At 72.8% G+C, this 15,129-nt stretch carries 11 protein-coding genes and 1 pseudogene; 9 read left to right on the top strand and 3 right to left on the bottom strand.

All coding sequences use genetic code 11. The features are described from left to right. Positions 1–229: 229 nt before the first annotated feature. The 4 genes from IH48_RS0118450 (at position 230) to IH48_RS0118435 (ending at position 7,985) form a co-directional block, all read left to right on the top strand. The gene (locus IH48_RS0118450) at positions 230–1,744 is read left to right on the top strand and encodes a cytochrome ubiquinol oxidase subunit I (RefSeq protein WP_030905295.1); all 1,515 of its coding nucleotides are present in this window, start codon (positions 230–232) and stop codon (positions 1,742–1,744) included. A 14-nt stretch (positions 1,745–1,758) separates the two neighbouring features. Then, positions 1,759–2,784: a cytochrome d ubiquinol oxidase subunit II gene (gene cydB, locus IH48_RS0118445; protein ID WP_051840095.1), complete on the top strand. Its 1,026-nt coding sequence runs from the start codon at positions 1,759–1,761 to the stop codon at positions 2,782–2,784. Positions 2,785–2,803: 19 nt separating this feature from the next. Beyond that, positions 2,804–6,364: a thiol reductant ABC exporter subunit CydD gene (gene cydD / locus IH48_RS0118440; protein ID WP_030905291.1), complete on the top strand. Its 3,561-nt coding sequence runs from the start codon at positions 2,804–2,806 to the stop codon at positions 6,362–6,364. A gap of 82 nt (positions 6,365–6,446) precedes the next feature. Continuing rightward, a complete protein-coding gene (locus IH48_RS0118435; RefSeq protein ID WP_030905290.1) occupies positions 6,447–7,985 on the top strand; it encodes a GAF domain-containing protein in 1,539 nt (512 codons plus the stop codon). A 3-nt stretch (positions 7,986–7,988) separates the two neighbouring features. Here the strand turns inward: IH48_RS0118435 and IH48_RS0118430 are convergent, their stop codons facing one another. Further along, the gene (locus tag IH48_RS0118430) at positions 7,989–8,864 is read right to left on the bottom strand and encodes a Cof-type HAD-IIB family hydrolase (RefSeq protein ID WP_030905288.1); all 876 of its coding nucleotides are present in this window, start codon (positions 8,862–8,864) and stop codon (positions 7,989–7,991) included. Between the two features lie 206 nt (positions 8,865–9,070). On the opposite strand from IH48_RS0118430, the gene IH48_RS0118425 reads away from it, so the two are divergent. Both IH48_RS0118425 and IH48_RS0118420 read left to right on the top strand, forming a co-directional pair. Continuing rightward, positions 9,071–9,931, top strand: coding sequence for a phosphotransferase (locus tag IH48_RS0118425; protein ID WP_030905286.1), 861 nt, complete (start codon positions 9,071–9,073; stop codon positions 9,929–9,931). Between the two features lie 30 nt (positions 9,932–9,961). Continuing rightward, positions 9,962–10,864 (top strand): LLM class flavin-dependent oxidoreductase, encoded by a 903-nt coding sequence (locus tag IH48_RS0118420; RefSeq protein WP_030905284.1) that lies wholly within the window; start codon positions 9,962–9,964, stop codon positions 10,862–10,864. On the opposite strand, the gene IH48_RS0118415 is transcribed toward IH48_RS0118420, so the two are convergent. Next, complete coding sequence (locus IH48_RS0118415; protein ID WP_030905280.1) at positions 10,849–11,835, bottom strand: helix-turn-helix transcriptional regulator; 987 nt, start codon at positions 11,833–11,835, stop codon at positions 10,849–10,851. The genes IH48_RS0118420 and IH48_RS0118415 overlap by 16 nt on opposite strands. Before the next feature lie 63 nt (positions 11,836–11,898). On the opposite strand from IH48_RS0118415, the gene IH48_RS0118410 reads away from it, so the two are divergent. The 3 genes from IH48_RS0118410 (at position 11,899) to IH48_RS0118400 (ending at position 13,630) form a co-directional block, all read left to right on the top strand. After that, the gene (locus IH48_RS0118410) at positions 11,899–12,285 is read left to right on the top strand and encodes a VOC family protein (protein WP_030905277.1); all 387 of its coding nucleotides are present in this window, start codon (positions 11,899–11,901) and stop codon (positions 12,283–12,285) included. A 2-nt stretch (positions 12,286–12,287) separates the two neighbouring features. Next, entirely contained in the window at positions 12,288–12,632 is a 345-nt protein-coding gene (locus tag IH48_RS0118405; RefSeq protein WP_030905274.1) for a putative quinol monooxygenase, read from the top strand. A gap of 209 nt (positions 12,633–12,841) precedes the next feature. Beyond that, entirely contained in the window at positions 12,842–13,630 is a 789-nt protein-coding gene (locus IH48_RS0118400) for a VOC family protein (RefSeq protein ID WP_030905271.1), read from the top strand. 158 nt (positions 13,631–13,788) lie between these two features. Here IH48_RS0118400 and IH48_RS0118395 read toward each other — a convergent pair. After that, a pseudogene (locus tag IH48_RS0118395) lies at positions 13,789–14,733 on the bottom strand (alpha/beta fold hydrolase); the annotation flags it as partial. Positions 14,734–15,129 lie beyond the last annotated feature (396 nt).

The following is a 15,129-nucleotide window of genomic DNA, read 5'->3' as shown; positions in this document are numbered from 1 at the left end:
TATGTTCGCCGTGTTCAACGGTGCTTTTCGTGTGCGGCGGGCGAGGTCCGTATGAGACGGCTCATATGTGACGTAGGCGACGTACCCCCGCGTGATTGTGCGGCAAATGGGTGAGCAATACTTGTCTTGTGAATGTGAACGCATTCACAAGCTCGCCTGGTTCATGGGGGTATGACCACCCATGGGCCGGTGCGGGCCGCGTGACCACGGCGAAGTAAGGAGAGACGACGTGGACCTCGCTCTGGCGCCCGACACCCTGGCGCGATGGCAGTTCGGCATCACCACCGTCTACCACTTCCTCTTCGTGCCGCTCACGATCTCCCTCGCCGCCATCACGGCCGGCCTGGAGACCGCCTGGGTCCGTACCGAGAACCCGAAGTACCTCACGGCCACGAAGTTCTGGGGAAAGCTGTTCCTGATCAACATCGCGATGGGCGTGGTCACCGGCATCGTGCAGGAGTTCCAGTTCGGCATGAACTGGTCGGACTACTCGCGGTTCGTCGGTGACGTCTTCGGTGCCCCGCTCGCCTTCGAGGCGCTGATCGCGTTCTTCTTCGAGTCCACCTTCGTGGGCCTGTGGATATTCGGCTGGGACAAGCTGCCGAAGAAGATCCACCTGGCCTGCATATGGATGGTCTCCCTCGGCACGATCCTGTCCGCGTACTTCATCCTCGCGGCGAACTCCTGGATGCAGCACCCGACCGGGTACCACATCGACAAGAAGACGGGCCGCGCCGAACTCGACGACTTCCTCTCGGTGCTGACCCAGAACACGGCCATCACGCAGTTCGCGCACACGATCACGGCCTCGTTCCTGGTCGGCGGCGCGTTCGTGGTGGGCGTCGCGGCCTTCCACCTGGCGCGCAAGAAGCACATCCCGGTGATGCGCACCTCACTGCGGCTCGGCCTGATCACCGTGGTGATCGCCGGCCTGCTCACCGCCGTGAGCGGCGACCAGCTCGGCAAGGTCATGTTCAAGCAGCAGCCCATGAAGATGGCCTCGGCCGAGGCGCTCTGGGACGGCGCGTCGCCCGCGCCCTTCTCGATCTTCGCCTACGGGGACGTCGCCAAGGGCCACAACACCGTCGAGCTCGAGATCCCCGGGCTGCTCTCGTTCCTCGCCCACGACGACTTCTCGTCGCACGTCCCCGGCATCAACGACGTCAACAAGGCCGAGCAGCACCAGTTCGGGCCCGGCGACTACCGGCCCAACATCCCGGTCGCCTACTGGGGATTCCGCTGGATGATCGGGTTCGGCATGGCGTCCTTCGCCCTCGGCATGCTCGGCCTCTGGCTGACCCGCAAGAAGTTCATGCTGCCCGCCCGGCTGCGGACGGGGCCCGACGAGGTGCCCCATCTGGTCCTCTTCCGCAACAAGGTGCTCCACCCCAAGCTCGCCCGGTGGTACTGGATCGCCGCCGCGTGGACCATGACGTTCCCCATGATCGCCATGTCCTGGGGCTGGATCTTCACCGAGAACGGCCGGCAGCCCTGGGTCGTGTACGGCGTGCTCCGCACCTCCGACGCGGTCTCCCCCGGTGTGTCGCAGGGTGAGGTCCTCACGTCCCTGATCGTCTTCACCCTGCTGTACGCGATCCTCGCGGTCGTCGAGTTCAGGCTGATGGTGAAGTACGTCAAGGCGGGGCCGCCCGAGCTCACCGAATCCGATCTCCACCCGCCCACCCGGATCGGGGGCGACCGCGAAGAGGCGGACGCCGACCGGCCGATGGCCTTCTCGTACTGAGGAGCCGACCAGCCATGCAGCTCCACGACATCTGGTTCGTGCTGATAGCGGTCCTGTGGACCGGTTACTTCTTCCTCGAAGGGTTCGACTTCGGCATCGGGGTCCTGACGAAGGTGCTGGCACGCGACCGCACCGAACGGCGCGTCCTGATCAACACCATCGGTCCTGTCTGGGACGGCAACGAGGTCTGGCTGATCAGCGCGGCGGGCGCGACCTTCGCGGCGTTCCCCGACTGGTACGCCAGCCTGTTCTCCGGCTTCTACCTGCCGCTGCTGCTGATCCTTGTCTGCCTGATCGTGCGCGGCGTCGCGTTCGAGTTCCGGGCCAAGCGGCCCGAGGAGCGCTGGCAGCGCAACTGGGAGCACGCGATCTTCTGGACGTCGCTGCTGCCGGCCGTCGTGTGGGGCGTCCTGTTCGCCGACCTCGTGCACGGCGTGGCGATCGACGCGCACGGCGACTACGTGGGCGGCCTGGGAGACGTCGTCAACCAGTACTCCCTGCTCGGCGGCGCGGTGACGCTGCTCCTGTTCACCTTCCACGGGGCGGTGTTCGCGGCGCTGAAGACGGTCGGTGACATACGGGTACGGGCCAGGCGGCTGGCCGGGGCGCTCGGGGCGGTGACCGTCGCCGTGGTGGCGGGCTTCCTCGCCTGGACCCAGGTCGACAGCGGCGACGCGGAGTCGCTGTTCGCCGCGGCCGGTGCGCTCACCGCGCTCGTTCTCGCGGTGGGGGCCAACGGGCGCGGGCGCGAGGGGTGGTCGTTCGCCCTGTCGGGGCTGGCGATCGTGGGTCTCGTCGCGACGTACTTCTTCACGCTGTTCCCCGACGTCATGCCGTCCTCGCTCGACCCCCGGTGGAGCCTGACCGTCGCCAACGCCTCCTCGTCCCCCTACACGCTGAAGATCATGACCTGGTGTGCCGGGTTCGCGACACCGCTGGTGCTGCTCTACCAGGGCTGGACCTACTGGGTCTTCCGCAAGCGCATCGGGACCCAGCACATCGCCGGCGGCTCGACCGTTCGCGCGGCCGACGCGCACTGACCGGGAGCGGGTGTTTCACGTGAAACCAATCGATCCCCGGCTGCTCCGCTACGCGCGGGCGACCCGCTTCTTCCTGATCGCCACGGTGGCGCTCGGCCTGCTGGGGGCCGGCCTCGTCATCGCCCAGGCGATGCTGATCGCGGACGTCGTGGTCGGCGCGTTCCACCACGGCGAGGGGCTCGGCGCCCTGCGCACGCCGCTGCTGCTGCTCGCGGCGGTGGCGCTCGGCAGGGCGCTGGTGGCCTGGCTGACGGAACTGGCCGCGCACCGCACCAGCGCCGCCGTCAAGTCCGAACTGCGCGGCAGGCTCCTCGCGCGGGCGGCCGAGCTCGGTCCCGGATGGCTGAGCGCCCGGCGCACGGGGTCGCTCGTCACCCTCGCCACCCGCGGAGTGGACGCGCTGGACGACTACTTCGCGCGCTACCTGCCCCAGCTCGGCCTGGCGGTCGTCGTGCCGGTGGCCGTGCTCGCCCGCATCGTCACCGACGACTGGATCTCGGCGGCGATCATCGTGGCAACCCTGCCGCTCATCCCGCTGTTCATGGCGCTCATCGGCTGGGTCACCCAGGCGAGGACCGATCGCCAGTGGCGGCTGCTGTCCCGGCTGTCAGGACACTTCCTCGACGTGGTCGCCGGGTTGCCGACGCTCAAGGTCTTCGGCCGGGCCGCGGCGCAGGCCGAGTCGATCCGCAGGATCACCTCGGAGTACCGGCAAGCGACGGTACGGACGCTGCGCATCGCGTTCCTCTCGTCCTTCGCGCTGGAACTGCTGTCCACCCTGTCCGTGGCCCTGGTGGCGGTCGGGATCGGGCTGCGCCTCGTCCACGGCGACCTGGACCTGTACACGGGCCTGCTGGTGCTCGTACTCGCGCCGGAGGCGTACCTGCCGATCCGGCAGGTGGGCACGCAGTACCACGCGGCGGCCGAGGGGCTCGCGGCCGCCGAGGAGATCTTCGAGGTGCTCGAGTGCGACGCGCCCGCCCCGGGCGGCTCGCGGGTGCCGCGGTCCGTACGCCTTGAGCTGACGGACGTGACCGTACGTCACGAGGGCCGGGCCACGCCGTCACTGGACGCGGCGGACCTGACCGTCGAGCCGGGGGAGACGGTGGCGCTCACGGGGCCGAGCGGCGCGGGGAAGTCCACGCTGCTCGACGTCGTGCTCGGGTTCGTGCGGCCGTCCGAGGGCGACGTTCGCCTCGGCGGCGCCGATCTGGCGTCCGTCGATCTGGAGCGGTGGCGCGAGCGGATCGCCTGGGTCCCGCAGGTGCCCTACGTCTTCGCGGGGACCATCGCCGAGAACGTGCGTCTTGCCAGGCCCGACGCGGACGACGCGGCGGTGTGGGCGGCGCTGCGTGAGGCGGGGGCGTACGACTTCGTCGCGGCGCTCCCCCGCGGCGCCGAGACCCGTCTCGGCGAGGACGGCGCCGGGCTGTCCGCTGGCCAGCGCCGGCGCCTCGCGCTGGCCAGGGCGTTCCTCGCGGACCGCCCGCTGCTGCTGCTCGACGAGCCGACGGCGGCGCTCGACGGCGAGACGGAGGCCGGCATCGTGGACGCCGTGCGGCGCCTCGCGGCCGGCCGCACGGTGCTGCTCGTCGCCCACAGGCCCGCGCTGCTCGCGGCGGCCGACCGCGTGGTGACGCTGTCGCAGCCGGGCGCGTCCGGCACTTCCGGCGAGGCGGACCCCGTGGACGTGGAAGTGGTCGCGGACACGGACGCGAAACGCGCCGTACGTCCCGTACGCCCCGCGCCCGGCGGCCGCCCCGAAGCCGCCGGCCCCGGCGACCTCACGCATGCCGGACAGGAGGCGTTCCCCGCCGAAGGCGCGGGCGCGCACCCTCTCGCGCGAGTGCGCGCGGCCGCAGGGCCGCTGCGCGGCAGGCTGCTGCTCGCGCTGGTGCTCGGCAGCCTCGCCGTGGGCTCCGCGATCGGCCTGATGGCGGTCTCCGGCTGGCTCATCTCGCGCGCCTCGCAACACCCGCCCGTCCTCTACCTGATGGTCGCGATCACCGCGACGCGCACCTTCGGCATCGGCCGCTCGGTCTTCCGCTACGCCGAGCGTCTCGTGTCGCACGACGCCGTGCTGCGGCTGCTCGCGGGCGTCCGCGTCGGCGTGTACCGGCGGCTCGAACGCATCGCGCCCGCCGGGCTGCGCACGACTCGGCGCGGCGACCTGCTGAGCCGGCTCGTCGCGGACGTCGACCAGCTCCAGGACTACTGGCTGCGCTGGCTGCTGCCCGCGTCCACCGCGGTGCTGGTGTCCGCCGCGACCGTCGCGTTCACCGCGTGGCTGCTGCCGGCGGCGGGCGCCGTGCTCGCCTGCGGCCTGCTCATCGCGGGCGCCGGAGTCCCGGGCCTCAGCGGTGCGCTCGCCCGCCACGCCGAACCGCGGCTCGCGCCCGCGCGAGGCGCGCTCGCCGTCCGCGTCGCGGAACTCCTGCGCGGCGTCGCCGAGATCACGGTCGCCGGGGCGCTGCCCCGGGCGCTGCGCGAGGCCCGCGCGGCCGACGCGGAGCTGACGTCCCTCGTGGCGCGCGGTGCCGCGGCGACCGCGCTCGGGGCCGGGCTCTCCGCGCTCGTCCGCGGCCTCACCGTGGCGGCGGCGGCCGTCGCCGGCGTGAGCGCGGTGCGCGAGGGCCGGCTGTCCGGCGTCGAGCTGGCCGTCGTCGTCCTCACCCCGCTCGCCGCCTTCGAGGCCGTCGCGGGGCTGCCGCTCGCCGTGCAGGCACGGCAGCGTGCGCGGCGCAGCGCCGAGCGCGTGTACGAGGTGCTCGACGCGCCCGTGCCCGTCGCGGAGCCCGAGCGGCCCGCGCAGCCGCCGGCGTCACCGTTCCCGCTCACGCTGAACGGCGTGAGCGCGCGCTACCCGGACGCCGAGCGCGACGCGTTGACGGACTTCGACCTGACGCTCACCGCAGGCAGGCGCGTCGCCGTCGTCGGCCCCTCGGGGTCGGGCAAGACGACGCTCGCACAGGTGCTGCTCCGCTTCCTCGACACGCGCGACGGCACGTGGAGCCTCGGCGGCACGGCCGCGGCCGCGCTCGGCGGCGACCAGGTGCGCCGCCTCGTCGGGCTGTGCGCGCAGGACGCCCACGTCTTCGACAGCTCCGTGCGCGAGAACCTGCGCCTCGCCCGCACGGACGCGACGGAGGAACAACTGCGGGACGCACTGCGGGCGGCACGGCTGCTCGACTGGGTCGAAGGCCTGCCGCACGGCCTCGACACCCTCGTCGGCGAGCACGGCACCCAGTTGTCGGGCGGGCAGCGGCAGCGGCTCGTGCTGGCACGCGCGCTGCTCGCGGACTTCCCCGTCCTCGTCCTCGACGAGCCCGCGGAACACCTCGACATCGCGACCGGGGACGCCCTGACCGCCGACCTGCTGGCGGCGACGCGGGGTCGTACGACGCTGCTGATCACCCACCGGCTGCACGGCCTCGACGCCGTGGACGAGGTCGTCGTGCTTGAGGAGGGCCGGGCCGTGCAGCGCGGCCCGTACGCTCAGCTCGCCGCCGTCGACGGGCCGCTGCGGCGGATGGCCGAGCGGGAACGCGCGGGGGACATGGTGGCCGCGGGGCGCGCGTAGAACGTCGCCCGGTCGCCGGCCCCTGGCCGCCGGGGACGATGGTCGACTTTCTCTCCCCATTCGTCCTTATTAGTCTCGTTTCATGCAGCCCGAGCTCCCCGCAGAACCACCCGCCGAATTCAGCGCCGGGGTGCCGCGGCTGCTCGAAGCCATGCGGTCCATCGGCACCGATCTCGAACTGCGCTCGACCCTCGACCGCATCTGCGAGACCGCGGCGGAGCTGTCGGGCGCGCGGTACACGGCGATCGGCGTCGTGGACGAGACGGGGGACGGCTACGCCGAGTTCGTCACGTACGGCAGGGCCGGGGAGCTGATCGAGCGGATCGGTGTGCCGATCCGCGTCCAGGGCCGGATCTTCGGCCACCTCTACCTCGCGGACAAGCACGGCGGCGAGGAGTTCACCGGCCAGGACCTGCACATGATGCGCGTCCTCGCCACGGCCGCCGGGATAGCGATCGGCAACGCACGCCTCTACGAGGCGGCCAGGCAGCGCGAGCGGTGGATCGACGGGTCGGTGGCCGTCACCACGGCGCTGCTGTCGGGCGGCGACACGGCCGACCCCCTGGCGGTGGTCGCCGAGCAGGCCAGGCGCCTCGCGGACGCCGACGCGGGCGTCGTCCTGCTGCCCACGGGGGACGGCGGCCTGGAGATCGTCGCCGTGTGCTCCGACACTCCGAGCACGCGGCTCGGCGCCGTACTGCCCGCGAGCCCCGTCGTGACCGCTCTGCTGGAGGGCGAGTCCGTCTTCATGGACGACGCCGCGAGCGAGGCGCGCTCCTCCGGCTTCGCGGACTCTTACGGGCCTTTGATGCTGCTGCCGCTGGAGAGCGGCGGCCGGGTGCTCGGCGCGCTCGCCACGCCAAGGGGGCGCGGCGCGAGGCGGTTCAGCGAGACGGAGCGGATCCTCGCCGGGCAGTTCGCCTCGCAGGCGGCGCTGGCGCTGATGATGGCTCAGGCCCAGCGCGACCGCGAGCGGCTCGCCGTCCTCGAGGATCGCGACCGTATCGCCCGCGACCTCCACGACGTCGTGATCCAGCGGCTGTTCGCGACCGGGATGATGCTGGAGAGCGGCCGCACGCGCGACACGGCGGCCGAGGTGCGCACCGGCATGGGCAGGGCGATCGACGAACTCGACGTGACGATCCAGGAGATCAGGACGGCGATCTTCGCGCTCCAGCAGACGCCGGACGAGGAGCCCTCAGGGCTGCGGACGCGCGTGCTGCGCGAGATCAAGATGGCGGCGGTCCCACTGGGCTTCGTGCCGGCCTACCGGTTCGTCGGCCCGCTCGACACGGCCGTGGGGGAGATGACGGGCAAGAACCTGATCGCGGCGCTCCGCGAGGCACTGTCCAACGCGTTCCGGCACGCGCACGCCAACCGCATCGAGGTGGTCGTGGACGCGGCGGCCGCGCTCGACGACGGGACGGACGCGGTGCGGCTGACCGTCGCGGACGACGGGGTGGGCGTGCCGGAGGGCGGCAGGCGCAGCGGCCTGCGCAACCTCAGCCGGCGGGCGGAGGCGCTGGGCGGTTCCAGCAGCGTGGCGGGCGGCCTCGGCCCTGGCGGCGCCGGGACGACGGTCGTGTGGCAGGCGCCCCGCGCCCCCGAGACGTCGTCGTAGCGCTCAGCCGCGGTCCGCGCTCCGCGCGGCGACGATCCTCTCGATGACGACGGCGACGCCGTCCTCCTCGTTGCTGGCCGTCCTGGCGCTCGCGGCGGCGATGACGTCCGGGTGGGCGTTGCCCATGGCGTACGAGGTGCCCGCCCAGGTCAGCATCTCCAGGTCGTTCGGCATGTCCCCGAACGCGACGACCTCGTCGGCGGATATGCCGCGCTCGGCGCAGCACAGCGCGAGCGTGCTCGCCTTGCTGACGCCGAGGCCGCTGACCTCGATGAGCGCGGAGGGGCTCGACCGGGTGAAGGACGCACGGTCGCCCGCGAGCGTGCGGGCCAGCGTGAGGAAGCCGTCGGGCGTCAGCTCGCGGTGGTGCGCGAGCAGCTTGATGACCGGCGAGTCCCCCTCGTCGCCATCCTCGCAGTCCTCACCGTCCTCGCCGTCGAGCAGCTTCTCGGCGGGGGCGACGAGGGTGCCGGGGTCGAGGGGGAAGCGCGGGTACTCCGGCTCGTAGGTGATGCCGTCGGTCAGCTCGACGGCGAACGACGTGCCGGGCGCGGCGGCGCGCAGCTCCCGCACGACGTCGAGCGCGACGGCCCGCGGCAGCGGCCGCACCCGCACCGGCCGGTCGCCCGCGCGCAGGTCGACCACGACGGCGCCGTTGCCGCAGATGGCGAGGCCGTGCCCGTGCACGTGGTCCCTGACGACGTCCATCCAACGCGGCGGCCTGCCGGTGACGAAGAACACGGCGATACCGGCGGCCTCGGCGGCGGCGAGCGCGGCGATCGTCCGTTCCGACACCGCCTTGCCGTCGGTGAGCAGGGTGCCGTCCAGGTCGGTGGCGATCAGCCGCGTCCTGGCGGGCAGCACGAGGTCGGCGGGCAAGTCGGCCGCACCCGCGGCCGTGAGGCCTGCGGGGTCGTCGCCGGCCGCGTCGGTCGGAGGCACGGGTCGAGAGGTCACCCGGCTATTGTCCCGTACACACGAATCGGCACGCCGGGGGCGGGGTCGTCAGGGCGGGGAGCAGAACAGTCGCGTGCCCGGGTGCCGGGCACGTACGCCGGGTGTACCCGACGCGGAGGGAGGGCGGTGTGGAGCTGTGGCAGCTTCGCCGCGCGGTAAAGGCAGGACGGGCTACGGCAGCGGGACTGGGCCTGCAGGTCGACGACGTGGTCGTCATCCACAACTCGGACCGCGTCGCGCTGCGCCTGGCCCCGTGCGATGTCCTGGCGCGGGTCGCGCCTTCGGAGGACCTGGCGGGCTCCGCCTTCGAAGTGGAGGTCGCACGCCGCCTCGCCGAAGCCGGCGCACCGGTGGCCGGTCTTGAGCCCCGCGGAGGCCTGCGCGTCCATGTGCGTGACGGTTTCGCCGTCTCGCTCTGGACCTACTTCGAACCCGCCGGATCAGAGGTCGAGCCCGCCGACTACGCGGACGCGCTCCAGCGGCACCATGCCGCCCTGCGCCGGACCGATCTTGACGCACCGCACTTCACCGACCGCATCGCGGCCGCGCTCGCGGAGGTGACCGACCCCGAGCGGTCCCCCGAGCTCCCCGACTCCGGCAGGGAACTCCTCGGCGGAACGCTCAGCGGACTGAGCGCCCAGATCAGCGCCGAGAGGTCGGGCGACCAGCTGCTGCACGGCGAGCCGCATCCGGGCAACCTCCTCAACACGAGCCGTGGCCCTCTCTTCGTGGACCTCGCCACCTGCTGCCGCGGACCTGTCGAGTTCGACCTCGCCCACGCGCCGGAGGAGGTCGCGCGGCACTACGCGGGCGCCGACCACGACCTGATCCTCAAGTGCCGCGCGCTGAACTGGGCGATGTTCTCGGCATGGCGCTGGCGCCGTGACGACCGGATGCCCGAGCGGGACCGCCGGCGAGCGGAGGGGCTCGACCGGGTGCGTGCCGCGCTCGACCGCCTCGGGCCCGGCTGCCTTCCCTCCAGCACGTAGGCCGTTCCTCCGGCACGTAGGCTCGGCGGCATGAGCCTGCGCCTGAGCACCGTGATCCTCCCCGTCGACCGCTGGCACGAAGGGGGACGGGCGAAGTGGCAGCGGGCCGAGCAGCTCGGCTTCCACACGGCGTACACCTACGACCACCTCTCCTGGCGCACCTTCCGCGACGGCCCCTGGTTCGGCGCCCTGCCCACCCTCGCGGCCGCCGCCACGGCGACCGAGCGCCTTCGCCTGGGCACGCTCGTGACATCGCCGAACTTCCGGCACCCCGTGACGCTCGCCAAGGAGCTGATCTCACTCGACGACATCTCCGGCGGCCGGTTCACGCTCGGGATCGGCGCGGGCGGCAACGGCTTCGACGCGACCGCCCTCGGGCAGGAGGCGTGGACGCCGAGGGAGCGGGCCGACCGGTTCGCCGAGTTCGTGCCGCTGCTCGACCGGCTGCTGACCGAGGGCGCCGTGACGCAGGGCGGGGACTTCTACTCGGCGGTCGAGGCGCGGAACATCCCCGGCTGCGTGCAGCGGCCGCGGCTGCCGTTCGCCGTCGCCGCGACCGGCCCGCGCGGTCTTGGGCTGGCTGCCCGGCACGGGCAGGCGTGGGTGACGACGGGCGACCCGAGGCTGTTCGACGAGGGCACGCCGCAGCAGTCGGACGAGGCGCTGCGCGGCCAGGTCGCGAAGCTCGGCGCGGCGTGCGAGGCGATCGGACGGGACGTGGCCGAACTGGACAAGATCCTGCTCACCGCGTTCACACCGGACCGTTCCACCATGCTCGACTCGGTCGGCGCCTTCGTGGACTTCGCGGGACGGCAGCGGGAGATCGGCTTCACGGAGATCGTGCTCCACTGGCCGATCCCGGACTCGGACTTCGCCGCCGACCAGGACGTCTTCGAGCGGATCGCGGCAGGAGCCCTTCAGGAACTGAGCTGACCCCCGCCTGGGGCCTGGTCGTCCGCATTGTCCTCGGACAGTTCCCGGGTACGGCGCAGCAGGGCCTCCCTCACGTCGTCGGGAGACAGCACCCGCAGCGGTGTGGCCAGGCCGAGGAGGTACCTGGCGAGCCCGTCCGCGTCGGGGCCGCCGATGTCGACGATCGTGGCGGCGCCACCCTCCGGGCGGTGGGTGCCGACTGTCGGGGGAATCAGCCGGAGCGCCTGCTCCAGGGGCAGTGGGAGGCGGATCGTCACATGGAGCGGGTAGGTGCCCGCCGCGATGGAGCGGGAAACGAGCACGGCAGGGTCGGGTGGGTCGGTGAGCTCCACCGGGCGTCCGGCCGGCTGTATCCGGCCGACCCTGTCGGCGCGGAAGGTGCGCCACTCGTCGCGCGTCACGTCCCGCGCGACGAAGTACCAGCGGCGTCCCGTCTGCACCAGGCGGTACGGGTCGATGTCGCGGACCGTGGCCTTCCCCTCCCGGTCGCGGTACGACAGGCGGCAGCGCTCGCCCCGGCGGCACGCGCCCGCCAGTTCCAGCAGCGTGCCGGGCGCGATCTGCGGCTCGTCGAGCCTCGTGGTGTGGACGAAGGCGGCATCCATCTCGCCCAGCCGGTCCGCGATCCCGCGCGGCAGGACCTGACGCAGCTTCAGCAGGGCGGACAGTGCGGCCTGGTCGCCGCCGAGAACGCCGCTGAGTGCGGCCTCGCGCAGCGCGACGGACACGGCGAGTGCCTCTTCGTCGTCGAGGATCAACGGCGGCACCCGTACTCCGCCGCGCAGGCGATAACCGCCCCACGGTCCGGGTTCGGACTCGACTCCGTAGCCCAGCTCGCGGAGCCTGGCGATGTCCCGCCGCACCGTGCGCTCGGTGACGGCCATCTGGCCGGCCAGGTCGCGGCAGGTCCACGACGGTCGCGCGGACAGCAGTGAGACCAGTCGCAGCAGGCGGGCGGATGTGCTGATCACGCGCCGAAGTGTCTCGCACGACCAGGACCGGAACTGTCCTGGTCCCGTCATAGCGTCTTGCACATGAGCACTGGAGACACATCCGCACCCGCGATCCGCTACGCGGCCGTCACTTTCGACTGCCCGGACCCCGCCGAACTGGCCCGCTTCTACGGCGATGCACTCGGCCTGCCCGTCGCCTACTCCAGCGACGACTTCGTCCTGCTCGGCAAGGAGGGCTCGGCAGGACTGGGGTTCAGCCGGCTGGCCGACTATCGGCGTCCCACCTGGCCGGACCCTTCCCAGGAGAAGCAGGCCCACATGGAACTGGGCGTCGACGACCTGGTGGCGGCGCGTGATCGCCTGCTGGCCCTGGGCGCTGTCGAGCCTTCCGCCCAGCCCCAGCCCGACCGGTGGCTGGTCCTGCTGGACCCCGCCGGGCACCCGTTCTGCATCACCACGCTGGTCTGAACATGATCGGCAGGCTGATGACCATGAGCGCGCGACCGGGCAGGGGCGGCGAACTCGCCGCCGTCCTGCTGAGGGTCGCGGAGACGCTGCGGGGCTTCCCCGGCTGCGAGATCTACCTGATCGGCCAGGACGCGGCCGATCCCGACACGGTGCGCGTCACGGAGGTCTGGCGGGACGAGGACAGCGCGAAGGCGGCCCTCGCCGCTCCGCCGCGCGCGGGCGGTCCCGGCCCCGGTCCCGGCCCCGATCCGGCAGACGTCCTCGCGCTGCTGTCGTCTCCGCCGCTCCGCACCGACCTGGCGGTCCTGGGCGGAGTCGGCCTCTCCACCGTCGGCGGCCCGCCGTGAGAAAGCCCGCCCGGGAGGCGCGCACGCAAGCGTTCGTCACTGCCGGGTGAACACTGGTTGCGGGGGTGGCGGTGCCGGGGGACTCTGGAACGGCGACACGTGACAGCGGCACCTCGCGTACCGCGTGCACCGCGCGCGTGCCCGAGCGCGAGGAGGCCGGCGCCCCGGCCCGACGGCGCCTGGGCGGATCCACGCTTGGAGGCGTACAGATGCCCGAAGTCACCGAACCGTACCCGCCCGGAACGCCCTGCTGGGTCGATCTGATGGTGCCCGACCAGCAGGCGGCGCTCGACTTCTACCGGGACTTGTTCGGCTGGCAGGGCGAGGTGGGGCCCGAGGAGTACGGCGGCTACGCGCTGTGCACCCAGCGGGGCAGGCCGGTCGCGGGGATCATGCAGTCCAGGCCGGCGGCGAACGGCGAGCCGCCTCCGCCGTCCAGCTGGACCACGTACTTCGCGAGCGGGGACATCGGCTCCACGGAGGGGCAGGTCGTCGACGCGGGCGGCGCGCTGCTGGTACCGCCGATGCAGGTGGGACGGCTGGGCTGGATGATGGTCGGCGCGGACCCGCAGGGCGCGGTGTTCGGGCTGTGGCAGGGCATCGAGTTCCCCGGTGCGGGCATCGTCAACGAGCACGGTGCGCTGGTCTGGAACCAGCTGATCACCACGGAGATCCCGGGGGCGGAGCAGTTCTACCGCGCGCTGAGCCTCGAGTGCGCGCCGATGCGGGACATGCCCGGCTTCACGGCGTTCCAGGTCCGTGGCCACACCATCGGCGGCGTGCAGGACATGTCCAACATGGACCCGGGCATTCCGCCGCACTGGCTGGTGTACTTCGCGGTGGACGACGTGGACAGCACGGTGGACGCCGTGGTGCACGCCGGCGGCAACGTGCGCGTTCCCCCGTTCGACCTGGAGAAGGTCGGCAGGATGGCCGTCGTCGAGGACCCGCAGCGGGCGCTGTTCGCGGTGGTGACCCCGGTCAGGCAGGTGGCTTGAGGCCGACCGGTTGGTTTCAGCCGTTCACGGGATCGATGTTTGATCCACAGGCAACGTGAGTTATCCACAGGCTTGTTGGGCCTGCTGTGGATAAGTGAGGTCGGGGATGGGCGTGTTGGAAGGGGCCATTGCGTGCCGGATCGTCAGTGAGTCTTCTTCTCCTGCTTCCTGACGAAGTCTCCGATCAGCGAGGCGAGCTGATCAGGGCGTGAGCGTGGCAGCCAGTGCCCGGCCGCGATCGTGTGGCGCGTCAGGTCGGGGGCCCAGCGGTCGAGGTCGTCGTACAGCCGCTCCGAGAGGAACGGGTCGCCCGTCGGGACGACGAGCTGCACCGGCATCCGTGCGACGGCGTCGCGGCGCGGGGCCCGCATGCGGGCCCGGACGTTGTCGCGGTAGAGCCAGGCGCCGTGCGCCGCGTCCTCGGGCAGGGAGCGGGTCGGGTACGCGTCGCCGCCGACGTCCGGCAGGTCGCCGGCGCGCCGCAGCATCGCGGGCCAGCGCCTGCCGAGCGGGCCGCGCCAGGCCAGCTCGGGGAGCCTGGGCGTGTGGAGGGCGTAGACGTACCACGACCTGGCGCCCTGGCCGAGGAGCCGGCCGAGCGCCCGCGGCGTGCGCTCCGCCGCGCGGGCGCGCAGCCAGAGCGCCAGGTGGTCGAGCGAAGGACCCGACACGGACGTGAACGAGGCGACGCGGTCGCTCGCGCGGTCGCTCGTGGCGAACTCCCACCCCTGCACCGAGCCCCAGTCGTGCCCCACCAGGTGGACGGGACGGCCGGGGCTCAGCGCCTCGGCGACGGCGAGGAAGTCGTCCGTGAGGCGGCCGAGCGTGAAGCCGCCGCGCAGGGGGCGTGGCGCGGTGGAGCGGCCGTGGCCGCGTACGTCGTAGGCGGCCACATGGAAGTCGGCGGCGAGGCACTCGGCCACCGGCAGCCAGACCTCCTTGCTGTCCGGATAGCCGTGCACGAGCAGGACGGTCGGGCGGCCGGGCGCCGGCGAGCCGAACTCCACCGCGTCGAGGGTGACGGAGCCCGAGGGGATGGTGCGGCGAGCGGGCCGGGGCGGCCGGCCGACCGGTTCCGCGGGGGTGGCGGGGGTGGCTGTCATGGTGTGGCGTCGCCTCCAGAGGTCGCGCTACTCGCCGGTAGCCTCACGCGCGAGCGGCGTGGGCGTCAAGGGCGAGGCCCGCCCTTGGCACGCCGATCCCGGGGCCGCCGGTCACGGCCCCCTCTCGGCCGCCCGCGGACCTCCGGCCTCCGCGGAGCGGCAGCCCGCCACGGCGAAGGCCGCCGAGACGCGGGCCGTGCTGGTGCAGGTGCCCGGGCACGGGGCTGCGAGCCCCGGCCTACGGGGGTGCCGGTCCGCCGGGTGGTGGCCGGTTGCGGCGGGGGTCGCCGGGTCGGAGACCGGCGGGATGTATGCGGGCGCACCGGCCGTGCGGGTGCAGGTGCCCGGGCACGGGGCTGCGAGCCCCGGCCCACAGGGGTGCCGGTTCGCCGGGTG

The sequence above is a fragment of the Streptomyces sp. NRRL F-5126 genome, from assembly GCF_000721265.1.
Lineage (GTDB): Bacteria > Actinomycetota > Actinomycetes > Streptomycetales > Streptomycetaceae > Streptomyces.
The sequence above is the reverse complement of the archived record's forward strand: the minus strand, read 5'-3'. Positions and strand labels throughout refer to the sequence as shown.

Bases quoted from the DNA above. Each gene is read 5' to 3' on its own strand.
- cydB (WP_051840095.1), top strand. From the start codon at position 1,759: ATGCAGCTCCACGACATCTGGTTCGTGCTGATAGCGGTCCTGTGGACC.
- IH48_RS0118435 (WP_030905290.1), top strand. From the start codon at position 6,447: ATGCAGCCCGAGCTCCCCGCAGAACCACCCGCCGAATTCAGCGCCGGG.
- IH48_RS0118420 (WP_030905284.1), top strand. From the start codon at position 9,962: ATGAGCCTGCGCCTGAGCACCGTGATCCTCCCCGTCGACCGCTGGCAC.
- IH48_RS0118410 (WP_030905277.1), top strand. From the start codon at position 11,899: ATGAGCACTGGAGACACATCCGCACCCGCGATCCGCTACGCGGCCGTC.
- IH48_RS0118405 (WP_030905274.1), top strand. From the start codon at position 12,288: ATGATCGGCAGGCTGATGACCATGAGCGCGCGACCGGGCAGGGGCGGC.
- IH48_RS0118400 (WP_030905271.1), top strand. From the start codon at position 12,842: ATGCCCGAAGTCACCGAACCGTACCCGCCCGGAACGCCCTGCTGGGTC.